This is a genomic window from Nakamurella sp. (genome assembly GCF_048594475.1).
Taxonomy (GTDB): Bacteria; Actinomycetota; Actinomycetes; order Mycobacteriales; family Nakamurellaceae; genus Nakamurella.
On record NZ_JBMDXT010000263.1, the window covers coordinates 1 to 22,650 of the forward strand.

A 22,650-nucleotide genomic window follows, 5' to 3' on the forward strand; every position below is an offset into this window, starting at 1 on the left:
CGCCGGCCAGCAGCGGCGAGGAGATGAGCATGTCGGCGGTGGCCACGTTGGTCGCCACCGGCACGTTCCACAGCGTCGCCAACCGCAGCAGCGCCTTGACGTCGGGATCGTGCGGCTGCGGTTCCAGGGGGTCCCAGAAAAAGATCATCAGGTCGATCTCGCCCTCGGCGATGCGGGCGCCGATCTGCTGGTCGCCCCCGAGCGGTCCGGACAGGAAGCGGTGCACGGTCAGGCCCAGCTCGTACTCCAGCAGGGTCCCGGTGGTTCCGGTGGCGCACAGCTCGTGCCGGGCCAGGGTGCCGAGATTGAACTCGGCCCAGGCCAGCAGGTCCACCTTCTTGTGGTCGTGCGCCACCAGGGCGATGCGCCGGCGGGCGGCGGGACGGGCGGGCAGGGTCGCGGGTGCGGTCATGGGGGTGCTCCTCGGGCGGTCGGATCGGGCGTCCCCGGTCAGACGTCCCCGGGCGGCCCGCGGCGGCCTCCCCGCGCCAGGTCACAGCCGATGCACAGCGCTCCCGGACGCCGGCCGGATCACCGGACACCGGGCGGCAGGCTCCTCACCAGCGGTGATGGACCAGCGGGCGGATGCGGCGGTCGTACAGGTCGGCCATCGCCGCCAGCAGGTCCGGCGGCAGGTCCGGGCCCGAGGCCGCGGCGGCGTTGGCCCGGACCTGGTCGGCGGTGCGCCCACCCGGGATCACCGTGGTGACGCCGGGCTGCTGGACGATCCACCGCAGGGCCGCCTGGGCCGGGGTGATACCGGGCGCGAGGTCGGCGACCAGGGTCGCGAACTCCCGGGCGGCGGCCACGCCGGTCGGGTAGTCCACCCCGGCGAATGTCTCCCCCACGTCGAACGCCTCGCCGTTGCGGTTGTAGGTGCGGTGGTCGTCCGCGGCGAACGTCGTCGACTCGGTGTACCGGCCGGACAGCAGGCCCGACGCCAGCGGGACCCGGGCGATGATCGCCACGTCCGCCGCCCGGGCCGCCGGCAGCACCTCGTCCAGCGGCTTGCGGCGGAACGCGTTCAGGATGATCTGCACGGATTGCACGTGCGGCCGAGCGATGGCCGCGATGGCCTGGTCGCAGGTCTCCACGCTGACCCCGTACGCGGCGAGGATGCCGTCGTCGACCAGGCCGTCCAGGGCGTCGAACACCCGGTCGTCGTGGAAGACCGCCTCGGGCGGGCAGTGCAGCTGGGTCAGGTCGAGCCGGTCGACGCCGAGGTTGGTCCGGGACCGGTCGGCCCACGCCCGGAACGCCCCCGCGGTGTACTCCGCCGGGTCCTGCGGGACCCGCCGGCCCATCTTGGTCGCCAGCGTCAGCGGCACGTCCGGCCGGCTCGCACGGAAGCGGCCGATGAGCCGCTCACTCCGGCCGTCGCCGTAGACGTCGGCCGTGTCGAAGAACGTGACGCCGGCGTCGACCGCCGTCGCGAGCACCGCCTGGGCGTCGGTCTCGGAGACGTCGCCCCAGTCCGCGCCGAGCTGCCAGGTGCCGAGTCCGACGACCGAGACCTCACGGCCGGTCCTTGCCAAGGGTCGCTGCTGCATGGAGCATTTCTACCCGGTGACCCGGACCCCCGACCCGAAGGACGGCCGGCCCGGGTTCCCGTCCTGGAGGGGGTCCCGGTGCGTGCCATCCGCGTCATCGCCGATCTGCCGGTGCCCGACATCGGCCCGGCCCGCGAGTTCTACGCCGACTACCTGGGCCTGCAGGACGAGGAGTTCAACCTCGGCTGGGTGGCCCGCTACACCTCGCCGGACAGCGGGGCGACCGTCCAGCTGGTCACCCGGGACGCGACCGCCGCCGAGCGTCCGGCGATCTCCGTCCACACCCCGGACGTCGAGCAGGCCTACGCGCAGGCGCGGGCCCGCGGGTACGAGATCGTGCATCCGCTGACCACCGAGCCCTGGGGCGTGCGGCGGTTCTTCGTGCGGGCGCCCGACGGCACCGTGGTCAACATCGTCCAGCACACCGTGTGAGCCGCCGGCCGGCGCACCCGTCCGCCCGGACGACCCGGACTCAAGCTCGAACCACGCCGGCCGGATTGCCGGTCGCGGTGCGCCGGCAGACCTCGTCCCAGGGCGTCGGCGTCAGGCCCAGCACCTCCTGGGACCGCGCCGAGCTCATCACGTACGGCCGGGTGAACATGTAGGACAGCTCGGCCACCTCCCGCATCAGCGGGTTGACCAGCCCGACCGCGCGGAGCGCCGGCGCGGGAATCCCGCGCACCGGCACCGGTCCGTGCCCGGCCGCCGCCAGCACGTCGGTGATCGCCTGCCGCTGCGTCCGCGGCTCGTTGCTCGGCGCGTGCCAGACCCGTCCCCAGGTGTCCGGCCGATCGGCCACCGCCACCAGGGCCCGGGCCATGTCGGCGACGTCGGTCCAGGTGTGCGGCAGGTCCGGCCGGCCGATCACCCACGCGCCCCGACCGCGCCCCACGGTCGGCAGCTGGCGGGTGATGTGGCCGTTCGCGCCGACACCCGCACCGACATAGTCCGACCCCCGGACCTCGACCGCGGTGATCCGCCCGGCCTGGTGCCGGCCCTGCGCCTGCGCCCACATCGCCGCGCGCAGCCGTCCCTTGTGGTCGGTGGCCAGATCCGGCTGCCCCTCGACCATCGGCGCACCGGTCGGGCCGTAGCCGTAGAGGCAGGATGCGGTCACCAGCGTGGCGCCGGTGCGCTCGGCGGCCAGCAGCAGCCCGTCGGCGAGGGGTGGCCACACCCGGTCCCAGACGGTGTAGTCGGTCGGGTTGGCGCAGTTGAACAGCGCCCGGGCCCCGGTGACGGCGGCGGACAGCGCGTCCGGGTCGGCCGCGTCCACCGCCACCCGGGTGACCCCGGCCAGGTCGGGCCCCCGGCCGGAGCGGGTGATGACGACGACACGCTCCCCCCGATCCGCCAGGAGCCGCGCCGCCTGGGTACCGATCGGCCCGGCGCCGACGATCGCCGTCATCTCCGACATGTCAGATCTCCATTCTCGTTTGTGAGCACTGCTCTCGCAACGAGGGCCAGTGTGCACCCGGATCGGGATCTGAGCAAGAGCACTGCTCTTGATTGTTGTCACCGCTCGCACTTGCGTGGCAGACTCGCACCATGACGTCGGCCCCGCAGACCGCCCGCGCGATCGCCCGCCGCGAACTCACCACCGCGATCGTCGGGCGGGCCCGGCAGCAACTGGCCGAGGTGGGCCCGGCGCAGCTGTCGGTCCGGCAGATCGCCCGCGACCTGGGCATGGCCTCGTCCGCGGTCTACCGCTACTTCCCCAGCCGGGACGAGCTGCTGACCGAGTTGCTGGTGGTGATCTACCACGAGCTCGCGGACCGGCTGGAACTCGCCGACGCGGCCGTCGACCCGGACGACCGGTCCGCCCGCTGGCGGACGCTCGCCCACACCTTCCGGGCCTGGTCCACGGCCGCGCCGCACGAGTTCGCCCTGCTCTACGGCTCTCCCGTGCCCGGGTACGCCGCACCCCGGCAGACCGTCGGTCCGGCGTCCCGGGTGACCGGGGTGCTGATCGCGCTGGCCGCGGCGGTGGACGCGGCCGGCGTCGTCCCCACCACCGCATTGCCGGCCGGCGCGCACGAGACCCTGAGCGATTTCCGGACGGCCGCCGGCGTCGACCTGTCCGACGAGGTGGTGCTCCGCACCGTGACCGCCTGGGGCGGCCTGCTCGGCGCCGTCACCCTGGAGCTGTTCGGGCACCTGCACCGGGCGGTGACCGACTTCGACGCCCATTTCGACCTGGTGATCGGCCGGCTCGATCCGACCGGCTGACCCGGGCCGTGATTGCCGTCACGAATGCATGGCCGGTCGAGCGGGTCGGCGCGCCGTCGGCGCACCATGGAGCCGGGTGACCATTTTGTGATCTTCAGGAGGATCCGGCATGTCGTTGTCCGAGGACGAGAAGAGCCGGCTCGACGAGATCGCCGCCCACGCCCTGGCCACCGATCCGGACTTCGTCCTGCGGTTGCGCGCCACCGCCGCCCGCCATCCGAGCACCCGTCCGGCCGAGGCGCCGGGCGGCGCCATCGGGCCCGCTCCCACCGGCCACCCGAGCCGGCCCACCGAGCACCGGCCACATCCGGCCGACTGGTACAACCGGCGGCTCATCACGCTCAGCTGCCTGCTGTTCGTCGGTGTCTCCCTGCTGTCCAACGGCTGGACCGCCGCGCAGGGGCTGATCTCGCTCGGCGCGCTGGTCGCGGTCAGCGGCGCGGGGCTGACCAGCTGGACCGCGGTCCAGCTGCTGCGCCTGCGCCGCGCCTACCGGACCCGCCCGGCCTGATCCGGCCATCCCTGATCCGGCCACCCCTGATCCGGCCACCGCCGATCCGGTCCGATCCGCCGGTTCCGGTTCAGCCGGTCGGATCAGCCGGCGGCGGGTCGGCCCGGTCCCGGTCCGCGGCGTCGGCCAGGTGCGGGACCAGTTCGTACCGCCGGCCGTAGGTCTGGAAGACCGAGACCACCACGGCCACGATCGGGACGCCGATGATCGCGCCGATCGGCCCCCAGATCGCGGCGCCGATGAACACCGCGGCCAGCGCCAGGGCCGGATTGACCTCCATGGTCCGCCGGGAGATGCGCGGCGTCAGCACGTACGTCTCGATCTGCTGGTAGACGATCGCGAACAGCACGATCCAGACGGCGGTGATCGGCCGGTCGGCGAGCGCGACGATCACCGGCGCGGCCACCCCGATGTACGTGCCGATCACCGGCACGAACTGGGCGGTGATACCGGCCAGCAACGCCAGCGGCAACCAGCCCGGCAGCCCGACGGCCAGGAAGAACACGCCGTGGAAGAACGCCGACAGGGCGGCGAGCACCACCTTCGAGGCTACGTAGCCACCGGTCTTCTGCTCCGCGATCTCCCAGATCTCACCCAGGATCAGCTGCCGGCCCGGCGGCAGCCACACCGCCACCTCCTGGATCAGCCGCGGGCCGGCCGCGGCGATGTAGAAGGTGAACACGGCCACGGTCACCAGATCGAACACGACGGCCAGCACCGAGCCCAGGTACCCGATCGCGCCCAGGGCCAGATCGTTGGCCACCTGCTGGATCTGGTCGGGCTCGAGCTTGAGCGTCACCAGGATCTGCGCCGGGTCCAGCTGCAGCCCGAACGTCGCGTTGAGCTGCGCGACGATGGTGCGCACGGTCGACGGGGCCGACTGCACCAGCTGGGCGGCCTGGTCGAACAGCATCTGCTCGAACACCACGACCAGGCCGATCAGCACCACCACGACCGGGACGGCGACGGCCGCGGTCGCCCGCGACCGGCGGACCCCGCGGCGCAGGAACCACCGGATCGCCGGCTCCAGGGCAATCGCCGCCAGCCACGCCAGCAGGATCAGGAACAGGAAGTGCTGGACGACGCCGACCACCCAGGCGGCGACCAGCCAGATCGAGACGATGACCAGGATCCGGATGGTGGCCGCCTGGATCTCCCGCTGATCCAGCGAGATCCGGATCCGCCGGGGCCGCGGCGCCGGCGCGGCGTGGTCGGCCGGAGCGGCGCCGTCGGCGGGCCGGGCCGGACCCGCGGCACCGCCCGCACCGGCCGCGTCATCGGGTCGGGGCGCCGCGGAGCCGGGGGTGGCGGAGCCGGGGGAGATGGGCGCGCCCGGGTCGGCCGGGGCGGACGTCGGGTCGGGAGCGGCCGCCCGGCGCCGGCGGCCCAGGTGCGGCGTCATGGGGTGCCGTCACCGCCTCCGGAACCGGCCCGGGCGTCCCGCTCCGCGGTCCGGACGCGACGGTGTCGCGGGCGCTCGCCCGGCGCGTCGGCGGCGGGCGGTTCCGGCGACGACACATTCATGGCGCCCAGTGTCCGCCGTGGCGAGCCGCTCCGGAAGGCGGCCCCGGCCCGTCGACCCGGCCCCGGCCGGGAAGGCCGGGCCATCGACGGCCCGGCGCACTCCGGACGGCCGTGTCGGTCACAGGGCCGTCATTCCCATGGCTCACACTCACCGGGTGTCCGCGCTCGCGAAGCTGTCTCTGCGGAACCGGGCCCTGGTGGCCCTGGTGACCGTCGTCATCGCCGTCTTCGGGCTGTTCGCGCTGCGCAGCCTGCAGCAGGAACTGGCCCCCTCGATCTCGTTCCCGCAGGCGGCGGTCGTGACCTCGTACCCGGGTGCCGCGCCCGACGTGGTGGCCAACGACGTCTCGGACCCGATCGAGGCGGCCATCCAGTCGGTGCCGGGGCTGGAGCGCACGTCCTCCACGTCGAACACGAACTCGTCGCTGGTCACCGCCCAGTTCACCTACGGCACCGACATGGCCGCGGCCGAGCAGAAGATGGCCCAGGCGATCAACCGGATCAAGAGCTCGCTGCCGGACGGGCTCGACCCGCAGGTGGTGACCGGCTCGCTGGACGACCTGCCGATCGTCCAGTTCGCGATCACCACGACCGACCCGAGCCCCGGGCTGGCGGACGCGGTCCGCACGTCGGTCCTGCCGGAGCTGAACAAGGTGGACGGCGTGCGGTCGGCGGACCTGGTCGGTGCGGTCGGCCAGCGGGTCACCATCACCCCCGACCCCGAGGCCCTGGCCCGGGCCGGCCTGACCTCGGCCGCGATCCGGACCGCCCTGCAACAGAACGGCGTCCTGCTGCCCGGCGGCGAGATCACCCAGGACGGGCGGACGCTCACCGTCAGCACCGGCACCCGGCTGACCTCGACCCAGGACATCACCGGCCTGCCGCTGCTGCCCGCGGCGGGCGCGACGCCGGCCGGCACCGGTCCGGGCGGCGGCCCGTCGTCCCCGGCCGGCCAGGGCGGGTCCGGAGAACTCAGCACGATCGGTGACGTGGCCACCGTCGAGCTGACCGACGACCCGGTCACCTCCATCTCCTACGTCGACGGCCAGCCGGCGCTGACCGTCGCGGTCACCAAGCTGCCCGACGCCAACACGGTCGCGGTGTCGACCGCGGTCAAGGACGCGTTCGGCGACCTGCAGGCGACCCTGCAGAGTGCGGTCGGCCAGCCGGTGACGTTCACCACCGTCTTCGACCAGGCCCCGTTCATCCAGCAGTCGATCGACTCGCTGGCCACCGAGGGCCTGCTCGGCCTGGTGTTCGCCATCCTGGTGATCCTGCTGTTCCTGATGTCGGTGCGGGCCACGCTGGTCACCGCGATCTCGATCCCGACGTCGGTGCTCATCACCTTCATCGGCCTGCTGGCGTCCGACTACACGCTCAACATCCTGACCCTGGGCGCCCTGACCATCGCCATCGGCCGGGTCGTGGACGACTCCATCGTCGTCATCGAGAACATCACCCGGCACCTGGACTCCGGGCAGGACAAGAACGAGGCGGTCCTCGGCGGGGTGCGCGAGGTCGCCGGCGCGATCACCGCGTCGACCATCACCACGGTCGCGGTGTTCCTGCCCATCGCGTTCGTCGGCGGCATCGCCGGCGAGCTGTTCCGGCCGTTCGCGCTGACCGTCACCATCGCCCTGCTCGCCTCGCTGCTGGTCGCGCTGACCATCGTGCCGGTGCTGGCGTACTGGTTCCTGCGGCCGCAGGGGGCCAGCGGGCAGCGCCGCCGCGGCCGGCACGAGCAACCGCCGCCGGCGGCGGTCGCGGCGGACGAGGACGGGCCGCCGACCCGCCTGCAGCGCGGCTACCGGCCGATCATCGAGTGGACGCTGCGGCACTCGGTGGCCACCCTGGTGCTGGCCGTCCTGGTGCTGGTCGGCACGTTCGCGCTGGCCCCGCTGATGAAGACGAACTTCCTGGGCCAGAGCGGGCAGAACACGTTCACCGTGACCCAGCAGGTCGCCGACGGGGCCAGCCTCGATCAGCAGCGCGACACCGGCCTGGCATCCGGCACGGCCATCGCCGCGGTCCCCGGCGTGCAGACGGTGCAGATGACCGCCGGCCGGTCGAACAATCCGCTGCAGGCCGCGTTCGGCGGGGGCGGGGGGGCCACCACGATCCGGTACTCGGTGACCACCGACGCGGACGCCGACCAGACCGCGGTGCAGCAGCAGGTCCGGGACGCGCTGGGCGCCCTGAGCGATCCGCAGGACATCTCGATCGGCGGGGGCGGCGGCTTCGGCGGGAACACCGCGATCGCAGTCGACATCAAGGCCGGGTCCGAGGCGGACCTGACGGCCGCGAACACCGCGGTCGTCGATGCGCTGACCGGGTTGCCCGAGGCGGCGCAGGTGTCGAGCAACCTGTCCGCGTCCCGGCCCTACGTCGCGGTCACCGTCGACCGGCAGAAGGCGGCCGCGGCCGGTCTGAGCGAGGTGGCGGTGGGCACGCTGGTCGGCGCCGCCCTGCAGCCGACCGCCATCGGCTCGGTCGCGATCGACGACCGGTCGCTGACCGTCTACCAGGCGGTCGCCGATCCGCCCACCACCGTCGACCAGCTCTCCGGGCTGCTCGTCCCGACCGCCCGGGGCCAGGTCCCGCTGTCCGACCTGGCCACCGTGCAGCAGGCCCAGGGACCGGTCTCGGTGACCGCCGAACGCGGGCAGCGGACCGCCACCATCACGGTGACGCCGGCCGGCGACAACCTCGGCGCGGCGAACACCGCGGTGCGCACCGCCCTGGCCGGGGTCGCCCTGCCGACGGGCGTGACCGCGGACCTGGGCGGGGTGACCGCCGATCAGGCCGAGGCGTTCGGCCAGCTCGGCCTCGCGCTGCTGGTCGCCATCCTGGTCGTCTACGTGGTGATGGTCGCGACGTTCCGGTCGCTGCTACAGCCGCTGCTGCTGCTGGTCTCGATCCCGTTCGCCGCGACCGGCGCGATCCTGCTGCAGATCGTCACCGGCGTGCCGCTGGGCGTGCCGTCGCTGATCGGCGTGCTGATGCTGATCGGCATCGTGGTGACCAACGCGATCGTGCTGGTGGACCTGATCAACCAGTACCGCGAACGCGGCATGACGGTGCGCGACGCGGTCGAGCACGGCGCGTCCCGCCGGCTCCGGCCGATCCTGATGACCGCCCTGGCCACGATCTTCGCCCTGCTGCCGATGGCGCTGGGGCTGACCGGTCGCAGCGGCTTCATCTCGCAGCCGCTGGCCATCGTCGTCATCGGCGGCCTGCTGTCGTCCACCGTGCTGACCCTGGTCGTCCTGCCCACCCTCTACCACCTGGTCGAGGCGTTCCGGCAGCGGCGCCGGGACCGGCGGGCCGGGACCGCCGCGCCGGACCCGATGGCCGGCGGCGAGAACCCCGCCGCGGCCGAGCCGGTCCCGGCCGGCTGACCGGCCGGCCGGGGCACGTCGGAGCGGCGTAGGCGCCGATCGGGGGCATCTCGACCTCAGGGGTTGACATCAGATGTCTGATCACCCACTATCAACACATCAGATGTCTGAGCACTCACTGATGAGGAGACCGCAATGGGGTTACCGGAGGATCTGGCCGACCGGTTGCTCGATGAGGTCGTCACCGGGCGTTTCCCCGTCGAGTCGTTGCTGCCGCCGGAAGGCGACCTCGCGGGCATCTTCGGCGTCAGCCGGCTGACCGTCCGCGAGGCGGTGCGCATCCTGCGATCCCAGAACGTGGTCGAGATCCACCGCGGCCGCGGCACTTTCGTCAACAAGCCGGAAGTGTGGACGTCGCTGGAGGCCATCGTCCGCTCCATCACCGCCAGCGGCTCGGCCACCGGGGTGTCCGAGCGGCTGCTCGAGGCCCGGTCGATGGTCGAGGTGGGAGCGGTCCGGCTCGCCGCCCTCCGCCGGTCCAAGGAGGACCTCGCGGAACTGGAGTCGTGCCTGGCCGAGATGGTGGCCGGCGCCGACGCCGGGGATGTCGACCTCTTCGTGGACGCCGACATCGCCTTCCACGACGTGATCATGCGGGCCAGCGGCAACCTGTTCGTCCCGTTCATGTTCGAACCGTTCGGAAATCTCCTGGTGCACACCCGCCGTCAGACCTCGGCGGTGCCGCAGATCCAGCGCCACGCCATCGCCCAACACCGGACGATCCTGGAATCGCTGGTCGCCGGCGACGAGATGCTCGCCCGCGACGCCATGGAGGCCCACATGGCCCAGACCCGTGACGATCTGCGCCAGTTCGTGCGCGAGTCGGAAGGTCGCTGACCGCGCCGGCTCGTCCCACCGACCCATCGACCGATTCACCGCACGTCCGTGCACCGGGCCCGCCCGTCGGGCCTATTCCGTCGTACCCGCACACCGGCCGCACGGCCCGAGCCCGCCGACCCGCCGGGCCCGCCCATCCCGTCCCGTCCCCGGCCGCCCACCGCCGCCGCGGCGAGCCCGGAAAGGCCCCGCCCATGAACACCTCCCGATCCATCTCCCCGGAACCGCAGCCGTCCGGCCCGGTGCCGGCGGAGCAGCTGCTGGCCGGCCGGCCGCCGCTGCTCGACGTCGGGGACACGGTCGCGGAGATCCGGGCCGGCCGCCGGCTCGTCGTCCTGGACGACGATCCCACCGGCACCCAGAGCATCGCCGATCTCCCGGTCCTGACCGGGTGGTCCGTGGCGGACCTGCGGTGGGCGCTGCGCCAACCGACGACCGCCTTCTTCGTGCTGACCAACACCCGCAGCCTCGCCGCGGCCGACGCCGCTCAGCGCAACCGCGAGATCGTCCGGGCCCTGGACGAGGCGGCCCGGCTGGAGCAGGTCCCCTACGTGCTGCACAGCCGCGGCGACTCCACCCTCCGCGGCTACTACCCGCTCGAGACCGACGTGCTGGCCGAGGAACTCGCCCGGACCGGGACCGAGGTCGACGGGGTCCTGATCTGCCCCGCGTACATCGAGCCCGGCCGGGTGACGGTCGACTCGGTGCACTGGATGCGGACGAACGGGGGCATGATCCCGGTCGCGGAGAGCGAGTTCGCCAAGGACGCCAGCTTCGGGTACCACCACTCGGACCTGCGGGACTGGGTCGCGGAGAAGACGGCCGGCCGCATCGGCCGCGACCAGGTCGCCACCATCACCCTGACCGACATCCGCGAGGGCGGGCCGGACCGGGTGCAGAAGATCCTGTCCGAGCTGACCGGCGGCCGCCCGGTGGTCGTCGACGCCGCCGACGACGCCGATCTGCGGGTGGTGTCGCTGGCCCTGGTGCGCGCGGAGGCCGAGGGCAGGACGTTCGTCTACCGGACCGGCCCGTCGTTCGTCCGCGCCCGCAGCGGTCAGACCGCGACCCCGGCCATCGACGCGGCCAGGCTGGCCCGGATCACCGCCGCCGCGGAAGCGGCCCGCGCCGGTGCGGCCGAGTCCGACGACCCCCGCCCGGTGGTGACCCGCGGCCTGATCGTCGTCGGCTCGCACGTCGGGCTCACCACCCGCCAGCTGGACCGCCTCCGCGCCGCCGGCGGCATCGTCGAACTCGAACTCGACGTGCCGACCCTGCTCGATCCGGACCGGCACGACGCGCACCTCGCCGACATCGCCGCGCGGGCCGAGGAACTGTTGCGGCGCAACGACTCCGGCAGCGACGTGGTGATCCGGACGAGCCGGACCCTGGTCACCGGCGGGGACGCCGCGGGCAGCCTGCACATCGCCAGGACGGTCAGTGCCGCCCTGGTCGGCACCGTCCGCGAGCTGGTCGGCCGGGTGCGCCCGTCGTTCGTGCTGGCCAAGGGCGGGATCACCTCGTCGGACACCGCCACCGAGGGTCTGGGCATCCGTCGCGCCTGGTCCCGGGGCACCATGCTGCCCGGCATCGTCTCGCTGTGGGAACCCGCCGCCGGCCCGGCCCGCGGCATCCCGTACATCGTCTTCGCCGGCAACGTCGGCGACGACGACGCCCTGGCCGACGTCGTGGCCACGCTGCGGCACGCCTGATCGTCCGCTCCAGACCTTCTGCCACCACCCATATCTCCAACCGCCGGCCGCGGGCCGGCCGGTCGACCCCACCCCGAAGGGACCGCTTCGCCATGCCCGAAAACAGTGCCACCGTCGCCGTGATCGGACTGGGGGCCATGGGTCTACCCATGGCCACCCGCCTCGCCACCCGATTCCGGGTCGCCGGTTTCGAACCGTACGAACCGCGCCGGGCCACCGCCGGGGAGAGCGGGATCGAGGTGCACCCGACGCCCGCCGAGGCCGGCCGCCACGCCGACCTGGCCCTGCTCGCCGTCCGCGACGACGCCCAGGCGCGGACCGCGCTGTTCGGACCGGACGGGGTGCTGGAGACCCTGCCGGCCGGCTCGCCGGTCATCCTGACCAGCACCATCGGACCGGAAGCGGCCCGCGACCTGGCCGAGAAGCTCGACGCCGCCGGCTATCCGCTCGTCGACGCGCCGATCAGCGGCGGCCCGGTCCGGGCCGGCCAGGGCGACCTGCTGATCGTGGTCGGCGCGGCCGGCGCCGCGCTGGACGCCACCCGGCCCGTGCTCGAGCACCTGTCGTCGACCCTGACCATCGTCGGCCCCCGACCCGGCGACGGCCAGGCGCTCAAGACCATCAACCAGCTCCTGGCCGGCGTGCACATCGCCGCGGCCGCCGAGGCCGTCGCGCTGTCCCGGGGTCTGGGCCTGGACCCGGCGGTGATGATCGCCGCGCTGTCCCAGGGGGCCGCCGGATCGTTCATGTTCGCCGACCGCGGGCCCCGCATGCTCGAGGCCTACACCGGCGGGGCCGAGGTGAAGTCCCGCGTCGACATCTTCGTCAAGGACATGGGAATCGTCACCTCGGTGGGCCGCGCCGCGCACGTGCCGCTGCCCCTGGCCGCGGCCGCCCAGCAGCTGTACCTGATCGCCGAGGCCGCCGGGCTGGGCACCCGGGACGACTCCTCCGTGGTCACCGTCCTGTCCCCCGACACCACCCCGTCCCTCGACACCACTGAGGCGGCCACGTCATGAGTCCCACCGGCCTGCTCCTGCTCGCCGCCGGCGGCGTCGCCGTCCTGCTGGTGCTCGTCCTGCGGTTCAAGATGCACCCGTTCGTCGCGCTCGTGCTGGTCAGCATCGCGGTCGCGCTGATCGGCGGGATCTCGCCCGGCGACCTCGTCGGCACCATCGAGGCCGGCATGGGCTCGGTGTTCGGGCACATCGCCGTGATCATCGCGCTGGGCGCGATGATCGGCCGCATCATCGAACTGTCCGGCGGCGCCCGGTCCCTGGCCACCGGGATGATCAACAAGTTCGGCAACCGGCGAACCCCGCTGGCCCTCACCGCCACCGGCTTCCTGCTCGGCATCCCGGTGTTCTTCGAGGTCGGCGTCATCATCCTGATGCCGATGGCGTACGGCATCGCCCGGGCCGCGCGCAAGCCGCTGTTGCTGTTCGCCCTGCCGATGTGCGCGGCCATGCTCGTGGTGCACGCCTTCCTGCCGCCCCACCCGGGTCCGGTGGCCGTCGCCGGCGTCTTCGGGGCGGACATCGGCCGGATCCTGATGTGGGGTCTCCCGCTCACCGCCGTGGTCACGCTGGTCTGCTACCTCGTCGCCCGGCGGATGACCCGCACGGTCTACCCGATGGCCGACGACGTGCGCGCCGAGGTCTACGGGCTCGACGTCACCGACGAGGACATCGCCGACTGGAACAGCCACCCCGGCAGCGCGTCCGCGGGCTCCCCGACCGGGCATCACCTGCCCAGCACCGGCGGCGATCACCCCGGTCTGAGCCCGGCCGAGGAGGTCGCCGCCAGCACCACCCTGGTCAACCAGCTGCCCGATCGACCCGCGCCCAGCTTCGCCATGATCGCGTCCCTGATCCTGCTGCCGATCCTGCTGATCCTGTCCGGCACGCTGGCCACCAGCCTGCTGCCCGACGGCAACGTGGTCCGCTCGATCCTGATCGTGGTCGGCGCACCGTTCGTGGCCCTGCTCATCGACGTGCTGCTGGCCGGCTATCTGCTGGGCCTGCGCCGGGGGTGGAGCCTGACGGCGCTGAGCGACGTCGCCGGTTCCGCGCTTCCCGGCGTGGCCGTGGTGATCCTGGTCGCCGGAGCCGGCGGCGCCTTCGGCAAGGTGCTCGTGGCCACCCACATCGGGGACGCCGTGTCCACCACCCTGCAGTCGACCGGCCTGCCGATCCTGGCGCTGGCCTTCGTGTTCACCATGGTGCTGCGGGCCGCGCAGGGCTCGGCCACGGTCGCCCTGGTCACCACCGCCGGCGTCATCGCGCCGCTGGTGGCCGCGGGCGGCTACGGGCCGAACCAGCTCGCGCTGATCTGCCTGGCCATGGGGGCCGGTGGCCTGGCGCTGTCCCACGTCAACGACGCGGGCTACTGGATCGTGGTCAAGCTGACCGGCCTGTCGGTCAAGGACGGCCTGCGGACCTGGACCGTGCTGACCACCATCGGCGGGATCGTGGGCTTCCTGCTCACCGCCGCGCTCTGGCAGCTCGCCTGAGGCACCGGGCGGGCCCGGAACTCCGGCCGGGGGTCGCCGCTGCGCGCGGCGGCCCCCGGCCGGTCGTTCGGCCTCACTCCCCCGTCAGGCCGTCGATCGCCTCGCGGAGCAGGTCCGCGTGGCCGTTGTGCCGCGCGTACTCCTCGATCATGTGCACCAGCACCCAGCGCAGGCTCGGCCGGCTGCCGTCGCGCAGCGCCCGCCGGGCCCGGAAATCCATCCCGCCCGCGGCGAGCGCCTCGGTGACCGCGGCCCGCGACCGGTCCTTGGCCTGACCCCACCATGTGTGCAAATCGGCCGGGACGGTGACGTCGGCGATCCGCCAGTCCCAGTCCGGGTCGGCGTCCCAGTCGACCTCGTCCCACAACGGTGGGGTGGGCCGATCCAGCACCACGCAGGTGAACCAGTAGTCCTCCACCCAGGCCAGGTGGGTGACCATGCCGCCCAGCGTCATCGCCGATGGCTTGAGCGGCATCTGCAGCGCATCGGCGTCCAGGCCCGCGCACTTCCAGGCCAGCGTGGCCCGCTGGAACTCCAGGAAGCCGACCAGCGTGCCGACCTCGCCGGCGTCCATGGGCGGCTCGGGTCGGCCGTGGGCGTCGTAGACGGTGCTCATGCCCCGACCTTACGGATTCGCTCCGACGACCCGTCCCGGCCCGGCCGGGGACGGCGGCGGCGCGTCGGGACGCCCGGCCGCGACGCTCGCCGAACCCTCGCCATCACACCGGCCCCCTCCGAACGGTGGGGGTGCCGCGGGCGGGCAGACCGCGCCCGCCCACGCCCGCCCACCCGCGACGAGCCCGGCCTTCCTCCGGGCACAGTCCTTACGGAATGCTGACAGGCGGAATCCGCTCCGCCGCCGCGCTGTTGTGCTCGGTGGCAATCACGTGCACGACACGATCGAGAGGGGCCCACCATGGCTTCGACGCAGACCGCGATCCTCGCGGGCGGCTGCTTCTGGGGGATGCAGGACCTGATCCGGCGCCAGCCCGGCGTGCTCAGCACCCGGGTCGGCTACTCCGGCGGCGAGGTGCCCAACGCGACCTACTACAACCACGGGTCACACGCCGAGGCGGTCGAGATCGTCTTCGACCCGACCGTCACCAGCTACCGCGATCTGCTGGAGTTCTTCTTCCAGATCCACGACCCGAGCACCCGCAACCGGCAGGGCAACGACGTCGGGATGAGCTACCGGTCGGCGATCTTCTACCTGGACGACGAGCAGAAGCGGGTCGCCGAGGACACCATCGCCGACGTGGACGCCTCCGGCCTGTGGCCCGGCAAGGTGGTCACCGAGGTGACCCCGGCCGGTCCGTTCTGGGAGGCCGAGCCGGAGCACCAGGACTACCTGGTCCGCTACCCCAACGGCTACACCTGCCACTACCCGCGGCCGGGCTGGAAGCTCCCGCGCCGCGCGTCGGTCGGCTGAACCTGCGGCCTCGGCACCACCGCGGCGGGCTGGTCCTCTCGGCAGCCAACCGGACAGGTTCGCACGGAATCTGCCGAGATGATCAGCCCGGCCGGGACGATGCGCCCGCCGCAACGACGCATGTCGGGCATGGGGGTCGTGAGCGGCTCGATGGACCGGCCGGCGCATCCGATCCGGAAAGGGCGGGGGGTGCGCCGCCGGCCGGCAGTTCGGCGGCGGGCACGATGACGGGGTGACCGCCACCGGAATGGACAGCTGGGACCACGTCGTCGGGCAGGAGAAACCGGCCAAGGGTGAACGATCGGCCACCGAGCAGCGGCTCGACGCCGACGAGACCGTCCTGGGCCGGGTGCCCGTCGCCGCGGTCCGGCAGTCGGATGACGGACGGACCGTGATGGAGGGCTCCGTCGTCGCCGTCGTCACCGACCGCCGGCTGATCCTGCTGCACACCACCGGCGGCTTCCGGCCCCAATGGAGTGCGCTGACCCTGGGTTTCGGCCAACTCGAGCCGCCGATCGCGCGCGACGCCGCCGGCGCGCTGCAGGTGGGCACATCGGGCCGTCGCGGCTACCTGCTCGACGGGGCGACGGCCGGCATCGACCGGCTCGCCGCGACGCTGGCCCCGGCGCTGTCCGGATACCGGCGGGACCGGATGGGTCTGCCGGACTGATCGGGCCCGGACCGGCGGCCCAGATCCGGCGGGCCCGGGACCGACCGGGGGCCGGGCCGGCGGACGGGTGGCCGGACGACGGGGTGCCGGTCACCCGCGGCCCGGCGGACCCGGCGGCCGCGCCGCTCACCGCCCGTACCGACCCCGCCGCCGGCCGGCCGACCGGAATCCGGCGACCGGCGACCGGCGACCGGCGAACCGCTCAGAGCTCGACGCGCTCGTTCTCCCCGCCCTCGTAGCGCTCACCGGTCACCTTCGCCTTGACCAGGCTGATGACCGACGCGATCCGGCCGCCCGGGGTGTCCCAGTACTCGGCCGACTCGCCGTTGACCTTGATCAGCACGACCGACGGATCCTCCGGTCCCTGCGGCAGCCAGGCGTCGACCCAGGCGTTCCACAGCTCCTTGTTCTTGGCCCGGTCGTCGACGATCTCGGCCGTCCCGTCGATCGAGATCCAGGTCGAGCCCGAGCTGAGCGTGACGCCCACGTGCGGGTTCGACCGGATCTGCTGCACCTTGCGGGAGTCCCGCTCCGCGAAATACCAGAGATCGCCGTCGAACTCGACCTCCTGCTGGCCCATCGGCCGGCTGGTGAAGGTGCCGTCCGCATCGACGGTGGTCAGCATGCCGATCCGGATGTCCTTGGCCAGCTCGGCGACCTTGCGCACCTCGTCGCGGACGACATCGTTGTCTGCAGTGGTCACGATGATTCCTTTCCCCGATGGAACGGGCAGCGCCGCCGCCCGTTCCGGTGGGGTACCCGGTGTGGCCCGGAGTCACACACCCGCGGGCCCGCCCCGCGCCGGCATGCCGGCCGGCGTCGGCCGACCCGGGTCCGGCGGCGCCGGGATCGGCGTCGTTGGGGAAAATGGGCCGATGAGCACCTCCTCCCGGGCCGCGACGCCGTCGAGCAGCACCGACGAGGCCGACGTCTCCCGGCGGCGGTCCGTCGTCGACCGGCTGCGCAGCGCCATCATCAGCGGCGAGCTGACCCCCGGGGAGCGGCTCATCGAGGACGCCATCGCCGAGCAGTTCGGGGTGTCCCGGGTGCCGGTCCGGGAGGCGCTGCGCCAGCTGGAGAGCGAGGGCTTCGTCACCTCGGAGCGCTACCGGGGCGCGACGGTGTCGTCCACCTCGACCCGCGACACCGTCGAGCTGATGCAGGTCCGGCGCGGGCTGGAAATGCTGGCCGCCCGCCAGGCGGCCGAGCAGCGCGGCGGCCCGTTCGCGGATGCGCTGGCGTCGGTGGTGGAGCGGGGGCGGGAGGCCGGCCGGCTGCACCAGGTGGACCGGTTGCCCCCGCTGATCATGGAGTTCCACGAGCTCGTGGCCAAGGCGTCGGGCAACCACCAGCTGCAGCAGATGCTGCAACGGGTGCTGCAACGGATCGCATGGGGGTTCGAGCTGGACATCGAGGATCGCATCGATTCCTACTGGGCCGACCACTCCGCCATCGCCACGGCGATCCTGAGCGGGTCACCGATCCAGGCCGGCTACCTGATGGACGAGCACATCCTCAAGGACGAGGTGCTGTACCGGCGCAAGATGGGCGACATCTAGGGCCCAGATTCGGGCATTGCTCGCATTCGGCCCTTCGGCCGAGGGCTTTGTATACGACACGCCGGACGACACTCCGACCGTTCACATCACTTGTGGCGAAGGCAACACCAGCGTTACAGTGCTCGTATACAAAAACGGTGATCCCGGTCGACAGGGCTCCGCATCACCGAGTCGAAATCGCAGCACGCACTCCCCACCCGGGCCGCCGCCCCACACCACGGCCGCGACCACCTTCCCGCCTGGAGGCGTCCGCATGTCCACCGAACCCCGCACCAGCCCTGTCCCGCCCGTGGCCGGCTCGACCGCCGCGAACCCCGCCGCCGGCCGCACCGATGACCATCACCCCTCCGTCCTGCCCGCGGTCCTGGACCGCATCGGCTTCAGCCGCGCCCAGTTCTGGGTGCTGATGCTCATCATGGCCGGGATGTTCTTCGACACCCTCGAGCAGAACTCGACCGGCGCGATGGGCACCAACCTCAAGGACGCGCTGGGCATCGACAACGACCAGCTCGCCCTGATCAACACGGCCACCGTGATCGGCGGGCTGATCGGCCGCCTCGTCGGCGGGTATCTGGCCGACAAGTACGGCCGGCGACTGTCTCTCGGCTTCAACCTGCTGCTCTACACACTCGGCGGCCTGATCAGTGCGGTCGCGGTCAACTACGAGATGCTGCTGGCCAGCCGGCTCCTCGTCGGGATCGGGCTGGGCGGTGAGTTCACCGTCGGCATCGCGATGCTGTCCGAGATGGTCGCCACCCGCTACCGCGGCACCCTGGTCTCGACCCTGAACATCGGCTCCGGCGGCGTCGGGAACTTCCTGTCCTACGGCATCTTCTTCCTCATCCTCGGTCCGTTCGCCGGCTTCTTCGGCGGTGACGACACGGTGTGGCGCTGGACCTACGTGCTGCTGTCCGTGCCGGCCCTGCTGGTCGTGGTCTACCGGCGCCGGCTGCCCGAATCGCCGCGGTTCCTGATCTCCCGCGGCGAGGTCGACGCGGCCAACCGCGAACTGACCCGCCTGGCCTCCGACACCCTGCGCCGGCCGCCCGCCGACGCCCCCGTCACGCCCTATCTGACCAGCGCCGACGTGCCGGCCACGCAGCCCAAGGTGTCCCCGGCGGCGGTATTCCAGGGCAAGGCGCTCCCCCGCACCCTGGCGATCGGGGCGGCGTCCTGGATGGCCTTCGGGGCTCAGGTGACCCTGAACTTCCTGATGCCGACCCTGCTGGTGTCCAAGGGCTACTCGATCTCCGACAGCCTGCTGTTCACCATGATCATGAACGTGGGCAGCCTGCTCGGCGCCTGCGCGGCGGCCGTGCTGGCCAGCCGGGCCGGCCGTCGCACCACGGTCACCACCGCCGCCATCCTGGGCTGCCTGACCGCCGTGGCCTTCGCGCTGTTCGCCGAGACCACCCTGCTCATCCTGATTCTCGGCGCCATCTTCCAGTTCTTCACGATGCTGTTGAACACCACCCTGGCCGCCTGGTCGCCCGAGGTGTACCCGACGTCGATCCGCGCCCAGGGCACCTCGATCGTCAACGGCATCGGCAACGTCGCCGGCGCCGTCATGCCGTTCGCGGCCCTGTTCTTCTTCGACCGGTTCAGCCTGGCCGGGGTCTTCATGATGGTCGCCGTCATGTACGCGCTGCTGATCGTGGCCGCCCGGTTCGGTCCGGAGACCAAGGGTCGCACCCTCGAAGAGGTCAACGAGGAGCGCCTGTGACCTGACCAACCGGCCGCCACCACCGCGGCAACCACCCACCTGCAGTCCCACCAGAGAGGAATCGACGTGCCCGCGCACCTGAACATCTCGGCCACCGCCCGCGGCCTGAACTACCTGCCGGAGTACTACGCGGACACCACCGGCCTGTTCGCCGACCAGGGACTGCAGGTGTCCGCGGCCGCCCGGGACCCCTAGACCGGGGTCCTGGACGACCTGGAGAGCGGGGCCGCCGACCTGGCCCTCGGCGGGCTCTGGGTGCCGGCCATGTTCGTCGGATCGCAGCGGCACTACACCGTGGTCGCCCAGCTCAACCACCAGTTCCCGATGGCGGTGGTGACCCGGGGGCCGGCACCCGACTTCACCTGGGCCGACCTCACCGGCAAGACGGTCCTGGCCCCCGGCGCGGGCGGCAGCGCGCCGTACGAGTTCACCGCCGGGCTGATGCGGGAAGCGGGGGTCGACCCGGCCGGCACCCGTTTCGTCCGCGACCTGTCCACCGCGATGCTGGTCGAACTGTTCACCGCCGGGCTCGGCGATGCGATCATCGCCGACCTCGTCACCGCCACGGTGCTGCAGGATCAGGGCGTCGGCCACATCTCCCAGGAGCACGCCGTCGTCGGCGGCACCATGCCGAACAGCGTCTACTACTGCCGGACCGAGCGGCTGGACGAGCTGGAGCCGGCCCTGGTCCGGTTCGTCACCGCCCTGAACCGGTCGATGGCCGCCATCGCCGACGAGACCCCGGAGTCGCTCACCGGACTGGTCACCGGCCTGTGGCCGGACGTCCCGGCGGACTCGCTCCGATCGGCCACCGCCCGGTTGTTGGCCAGCCGCACGTGGGAGACCACCGCGGTCGACCCGGCCGCGTGCGACCGGTGGACCGGGATCTTGCAGGACGCCGGGCTGGTCACCACCGCCCCGCCGTTCGACGCGCTGGTCACCACCCGGATCACCGACGCCGTCCGCGTGCCGGCATGACCGGCCGGCCGCGGCCCCGGGGAATCGGAGGGGAACCGCAATGACGCTCTACCTGTCCGCCGCCGATGTCGACGACCTGCTGAGCACCAAGGAGGTCATCGACGCGGTCGAGCAGGCGCACGCCGATGTGGCCACCGGCCGAGCCGGCCAGCCCCCGGTCAGCACGCTCGACGGCACCCCGGACCCGTCCGGGAGCGGAACGAAGATCCTTCCGATGACCGCCATCTCGCATCGGCACGAGCTGGCCCTGGTGAAGTTCATGGCCGACGTGCCGGGCAACCGGGACCGGGGCCTGCCGACCCAGCGGTCCATGATCATGGTGACCTCCACGGTCACCGGGGAATGCGTCGCGGTGATCGACGGCAAGTTCCCCACCCGGGACCGGACGGCGGCGGCCAGTGCCGTCGCCGCCCGGCACCTGGCCCGGCCGGACAGCGCGGTGCTCGGACTCGTCGGGGCCGGGCAGCTCGCCGTGGAGCACGTCGCCTACGTCAGCGCCGTCCTGCCCATCGAACGGATCGTGGTCTGGTCCCGGTCCACGTCCACCCTGGCGGCGTTCCGCGACGGGGTGGCCGGCGAAGGGCTGCCGGTCACCGTGGCCGGGACGCCGCAGGAAGTGGTCACGGCCGCCGACGTCGTCTGCACCCTGACCCCCTCCCGGGAGCCCATCGTCCGGGGGGCCTGGTTCCGGCCCGGGCAGCACATCAACGCGGTCGGCGCCCCACCGCGGCCCGATCACCGCGAGGTCGACGGCGCGGGCATGGCCCGGGCCACGATCGTGGTCGACGACCACCAGATCTCGATCGGCAAGTCCGGGGACAGCGTCCTGGCCCTGGCCGAGGGCGCGGTCACGCCCGCCGATCTGGACACCGACCTGGGTCAGGTCATCACCGGGCAGCGGCCCGGACGGACCGGCGACGACCAGATCACCCTCTACAACTCGGTCGGCGTCGCGATCCAGGACCTGGCCATCGCCCGGCTGCTGATCGACCGCGCCCGCGAGTGGGGCCGCGGGCGCCAGCTCGGGTGACCACACCGCCGCCGCCCGCCCCGGGCGCCGGCCGACCCGAAAGGCGTCCCGCCGTGCTCATCTCCGTCATCAACCCCAACACCACGTCGTCCATGACCGGGAAGATCGGTCGCTGCGCCCGCAGCGTCGCCGGCGCCGGCACCACGATCGAGGCACTCACCCCGACCATGGGCCCGGCCTCCATCGAGAGCCACTACGACGAGGCCCTGGCCGTGCCGGGGCTGCTCACCGAGATCGCCGCCGGGGAACGGCGCGGCGTGGACGGGTACGTCGTCGCCTGCTTCGGGGACCCCGGCCTGGACGCGGCCCGGGAGATCGCCCGCGGGCCGGTGATCGGGATTGCCGAGGCCGCCATGCGCACCGCGATGCTGCTCGGCCGCAGCTTCGGCGTGGTGACCACCCTCGGCCGGACCCGCGGCCGGGCCTGGGAACTGGTGCATCGCTACGGCGCCGCGGCCGCCTGCCGCACCGTCCGGGCGAGCGAGATACCGGTCCTGGACCTGGAACTGCCCGGCAGCGCGGCCCGCGACGCGATCGCCCAGGAGTGCAAGCGGGCGGTCGCCGAGGACGATGTCGACGTCATCGTCCTGGGCTGCGCCGGCATGGCCGACCTCTGCCGGGAGTTGAGCGACCTGGTCGGCGTCCCGGTGGTGGACGGCGTCGCGGCCGCCACCACGATGGTCGAGGGTCTCGTGCGGCTGGGGCTGACCACCAGCCACCGGTCGGAGTACGCACCCCCGCCGCCCAAGCGGTACCGCGGCCTCCTGCGCGACTTCCAGATCGCGCCGGCCTGAGCCGACGCCGGACGCGGCCCGGCCGCGTGACGGGGGGGCCGCTCGTGCAACCCGGCGGACCGTTCGGCCCGTCTGCCCGTCATGAGAGCGCACGCGAGGGTGTCCGGGTGGATGGGTGCGGTGGTCGTGGCGGTCGGCCTGCTGGCCTCGGGGGTGCTGGTGGCTGCGTGTGCGGGGTCACCACCGCCGGGCGC

At 72.9% G+C, this 22,650-nt stretch carries 22 protein-coding genes; 16 read left to right on the forward strand and 6 right to left on the reverse strand.

Features of this window, described 5'->3' with window-relative positions:
- Together ACOJUF_RS12190 and ACOJUF_RS12195 are read right to left on the reverse strand one after the other, a co-directional pair.
- A partial coding sequence (locus ACOJUF_RS12190) for a methylglyoxal synthase (protein WP_420122115.1) occupies positions 1-412 on the reverse strand: 412 nt, incomplete at its 3' end.
- Between the two features lie 145 nt (positions 413-557).
- The gene (locus ACOJUF_RS12195; RefSeq protein WP_420122116.1) at positions 558-1,550 is read right to left on the reverse strand and encodes an aldo/keto reductase; all 993 of its coding nucleotides are present in this window, start codon (positions 1,548-1,550) and stop codon (positions 558-560) included.
- Between the two features lie 78 nt (positions 1,551-1,628).
- Here ACOJUF_RS12195 and ACOJUF_RS12200 point away from each other — a divergent pair, with 78 nt between their 5' ends.
- Positions 1,629-1,982, forward strand: coding sequence for a VOC family protein (locus ACOJUF_RS12200; protein WP_420122117.1), 354 nt, complete (start codon positions 1,629-1,631; stop codon positions 1,980-1,982).
- A gap of 40 nt (positions 1,983-2,022) precedes the next feature.
- On the opposite strand, the gene ACOJUF_RS12205 is transcribed toward ACOJUF_RS12200, so the two are convergent.
- Positions 2,023-2,967, reverse strand: a complete 945-nt coding sequence (locus ACOJUF_RS12205) for an NAD-dependent epimerase/dehydratase family protein (protein WP_420122118.1) — start codon at positions 2,965-2,967, stop codon at positions 2,023-2,025.
- Positions 2,968-3,098: 131 nt separating this feature from the next.
- Between ACOJUF_RS12205 and ACOJUF_RS12210 the strand changes: the two genes are divergently transcribed.
- A complete protein-coding gene (locus ACOJUF_RS12210; protein WP_420122119.1) occupies positions 3,099-3,779 on the forward strand; it encodes a TetR/AcrR family transcriptional regulator in 681 nt (226 codons plus the stop codon).
- A 109-nt stretch (positions 3,780-3,888) separates the two neighbouring features.
- Positions 3,889-4,290 (forward strand): DUF3040 domain-containing protein, encoded by a 402-nt coding sequence (locus tag ACOJUF_RS12215; RefSeq protein WP_420122120.1) that lies wholly within the window; start codon positions 3,889-3,891, stop codon positions 4,288-4,290.
- A gap of 70 nt (positions 4,291-4,360) precedes the next feature.
- Here ACOJUF_RS12215 and ACOJUF_RS12220 read toward each other — a convergent pair whose 3' ends face one another.
- A complete protein-coding gene (locus ACOJUF_RS12220; RefSeq protein WP_420122121.1) occupies positions 4,361-5,692 on the reverse strand; it encodes an AI-2E family transporter in 1,332 nt (443 codons plus the stop codon).
- Positions 5,693-5,969: 277 nt separating this feature from the next.
- Between ACOJUF_RS12220 and ACOJUF_RS12225 the strand changes: the two genes are divergently transcribed.
- The 5 genes from ACOJUF_RS12225 (at position 5,970) to ACOJUF_RS12245 (ending at position 14,273) form a co-directional block, all read left to right on the forward strand.
- On the forward strand, positions 5,970-9,212 hold the full coding sequence (locus tag ACOJUF_RS12225) for an efflux RND transporter permease subunit (protein WP_420122122.1): 3,243 nt from the start codon (positions 5,970-5,972) through the stop codon (positions 9,210-9,212).
- 135 nt (positions 9,213-9,347) lie between these two features.
- Positions 9,348-10,049 (forward strand): FadR/GntR family transcriptional regulator, encoded by a 702-nt coding sequence (locus ACOJUF_RS12230; protein WP_420122123.1) that lies wholly within the window; start codon positions 9,348-9,350, stop codon positions 10,047-10,049.
- Between the two features lie 194 nt (positions 10,050-10,243).
- A complete protein-coding gene (locus ACOJUF_RS12235; protein ID WP_420122124.1) occupies positions 10,244-11,761 on the forward strand; it encodes a four-carbon acid sugar kinase family protein in 1,518 nt (505 codons plus the stop codon).
- A gap of 92 nt (positions 11,762-11,853) precedes the next feature.
- Complete coding sequence (locus ACOJUF_RS12240) at positions 11,854-12,780, forward strand: NAD(P)-dependent oxidoreductase (protein WP_420122125.1); 927 nt, start codon at positions 11,854-11,856, stop codon at positions 12,778-12,780.
- The gene (locus ACOJUF_RS12245) at positions 12,777-14,273 is read left to right on the forward strand and encodes an SLC13 family permease (protein WP_420122126.1); all 1,497 of its coding nucleotides are present in this window, start codon (positions 12,777-12,779) and stop codon (positions 14,271-14,273) included. Before ACOJUF_RS12240 ends, ACOJUF_RS12245 begins: the two co-directional genes overlap by 4 nt.
- Positions 14,274-14,346: 73 nt before the next feature.
- On the opposite strand, the gene ACOJUF_RS12250 is transcribed toward ACOJUF_RS12245, so the two are convergent.
- Positions 14,347-14,889, reverse strand: a complete 543-nt coding sequence (locus tag ACOJUF_RS12250; RefSeq protein WP_420122127.1) for a DinB family protein — start codon at positions 14,887-14,889, stop codon at positions 14,347-14,349.
- Positions 14,890-15,189: 300 nt separating this feature from the next.
- Between ACOJUF_RS12250 and msrA the strand changes: the two genes are divergently transcribed.
- Positions 15,190-15,702 (forward strand): peptide-methionine (S)-S-oxide reductase MsrA, encoded by a 513-nt coding sequence (gene msrA / locus ACOJUF_RS12255; RefSeq protein ID WP_420122128.1) that lies wholly within the window; start codon positions 15,190-15,192, stop codon positions 15,700-15,702.
- Positions 15,703-15,934: 232 nt separating this feature from the next.
- Positions 15,935-16,372 (forward strand): hypothetical protein, encoded by a 438-nt coding sequence (locus tag ACOJUF_RS12260; protein ID WP_420122129.1) that lies wholly within the window; start codon positions 15,935-15,937, stop codon positions 16,370-16,372.
- Positions 16,373-16,574: 202 nt separating this feature from the next.
- Here the strand turns inward: ACOJUF_RS12260 and ACOJUF_RS12265 are convergent, their stop codons facing one another.
- Positions 16,575-17,075 carry a pyridoxamine 5'-phosphate oxidase family protein gene (locus ACOJUF_RS12265; RefSeq protein WP_420122130.1) on the reverse strand — a complete coding sequence of 167 codons (501 nt, stop codon included), beginning with the start codon at positions 17,073-17,075 and terminating at the stop codon, positions 16,575-16,577.
- 172 nt (positions 17,076-17,247) lie between these two features.
- Between ACOJUF_RS12265 and ACOJUF_RS12270 the strand changes: the two genes are divergently transcribed.
- The 6 genes from ACOJUF_RS12270 (at position 17,248) to ACOJUF_RS12295 (ending at position 22,456) form a co-directional block, all read left to right on the forward strand.
- The gene (locus tag ACOJUF_RS12270) at positions 17,248-17,931 is read left to right on the forward strand and encodes a GntR family transcriptional regulator (RefSeq protein WP_420122131.1); all 684 of its coding nucleotides are present in this window, start codon (positions 17,248-17,250) and stop codon (positions 17,929-17,931) included.
- Between the two features lie 253 nt (positions 17,932-18,184).
- Positions 18,185-19,654 carry an MFS transporter gene (locus tag ACOJUF_RS12275; protein WP_420122132.1) on the forward strand — a complete coding sequence of 490 codons (1,470 nt, stop codon included), beginning with the start codon at positions 18,185-18,187 and terminating at the stop codon, positions 19,652-19,654.
- Between the two features lie 66 nt (positions 19,655-19,720).
- Positions 19,721-19,849, forward strand: coding sequence for a hypothetical protein (locus ACOJUF_RS12280; RefSeq protein WP_420122133.1), 129 nt, complete (start codon positions 19,721-19,723; stop codon positions 19,847-19,849).
- An 18-nt stretch (positions 19,850-19,867) separates the two neighbouring features.
- Entirely contained in the window at positions 19,868-20,632 is a 765-nt protein-coding gene (locus ACOJUF_RS12285; RefSeq protein WP_420122136.1) for an ABC transporter substrate-binding protein, read from the forward strand.
- 40 nt (positions 20,633-20,672) lie between these two features.
- Positions 20,673-21,662 (forward strand): ornithine cyclodeaminase family protein, encoded by a 990-nt coding sequence (locus tag ACOJUF_RS12290; protein ID WP_420122134.1) that lies wholly within the window; start codon positions 20,673-20,675, stop codon positions 21,660-21,662.
- 53 nt (positions 21,663-21,715) lie between these two features.
- Complete coding sequence (locus ACOJUF_RS12295) at positions 21,716-22,456, forward strand: aspartate/glutamate racemase family protein (RefSeq protein WP_420122135.1); 741 nt, start codon at positions 21,716-21,718, stop codon at positions 22,454-22,456.
- The last annotated feature ends 194 nt before the right edge of the window (positions 22,457-22,650 follow it).

Excerpts from the sequence above, each read along its gene's own strand:
- ACOJUF_RS12270 (WP_420122131.1), top strand. The coding sequence starts at position 17,248 with ATGAGCACCTCCTCCCGGGCCGCGACGCCGTCGAGCAGCACCGACGAG.
- ACOJUF_RS12220 (WP_420122121.1), bottom strand. The coding sequence starts at position 5,692 with ATGACGCCGCACCTGGGCCGCCGGCGCCGGGCGGCCGCTCCCGACCCG.
- ACOJUF_RS12230 (WP_420122123.1), top strand. The coding sequence starts at position 9,348 with ATGGGGTTACCGGAGGATCTGGCCGACCGGTTGCTCGATGAGGTCGTC.
- ACOJUF_RS12215 (WP_420122120.1), top strand. The coding sequence starts at position 3,889 with ATGTCGTTGTCCGAGGACGAGAAGAGCCGGCTCGACGAGATCGCCGCC.
- ACOJUF_RS12245 (WP_420122126.1), top strand. The coding sequence starts at position 12,777 with ATGAGTCCCACCGGCCTGCTCCTGCTCGCCGCCGGCGGCGTCGCCGTC.
- ACOJUF_RS12290 (WP_420122134.1), top strand. The coding sequence starts at position 20,673 with ATGACGCTCTACCTGTCCGCCGCCGATGTCGACGACCTGCTGAGCACC.
- msrA (WP_420122128.1), top strand. The coding sequence starts at position 15,190 with ATGGCTTCGACGCAGACCGCGATCCTCGCGGGCGGCTGCTTCTGGGGG.
- ACOJUF_RS12195 (WP_420122116.1), bottom strand. The coding sequence starts at position 1,550 with ATGCAGCAGCGACCCTTGGCAAGGACCGGCCGTGAGGTCTCGGTCGTC.
- ACOJUF_RS12210 (WP_420122119.1), top strand. The coding sequence starts at position 3,099 with ATGACGTCGGCCCCGCAGACCGCCCGCGCGATCGCCCGCCGCGAACTC.
- ACOJUF_RS12235 (WP_420122124.1), top strand. The coding sequence starts at position 10,244 with ATGAACACCTCCCGATCCATCTCCCCGGAACCGCAGCCGTCCGGCCCG.
- ACOJUF_RS12205 (WP_420122118.1), bottom strand. The coding sequence starts at position 2,967 with ATGTCGGAGATGACGGCGATCGTCGGCGCCGGGCCGATCGGTACCCAG.
- ACOJUF_RS12275 (WP_420122132.1), top strand. The coding sequence starts at position 18,185 with ATGTCCACCGAACCCCGCACCAGCCCTGTCCCGCCCGTGGCCGGCTCG.
- ACOJUF_RS12250 (WP_420122127.1), bottom strand. The coding sequence starts at position 14,889 with ATGAGCACCGTCTACGACGCCCACGGCCGACCCGAGCCGCCCATGGAC.
- ACOJUF_RS12240 (WP_420122125.1), top strand. The coding sequence starts at position 11,854 with ATGCCCGAAAACAGTGCCACCGTCGCCGTGATCGGACTGGGGGCCATG.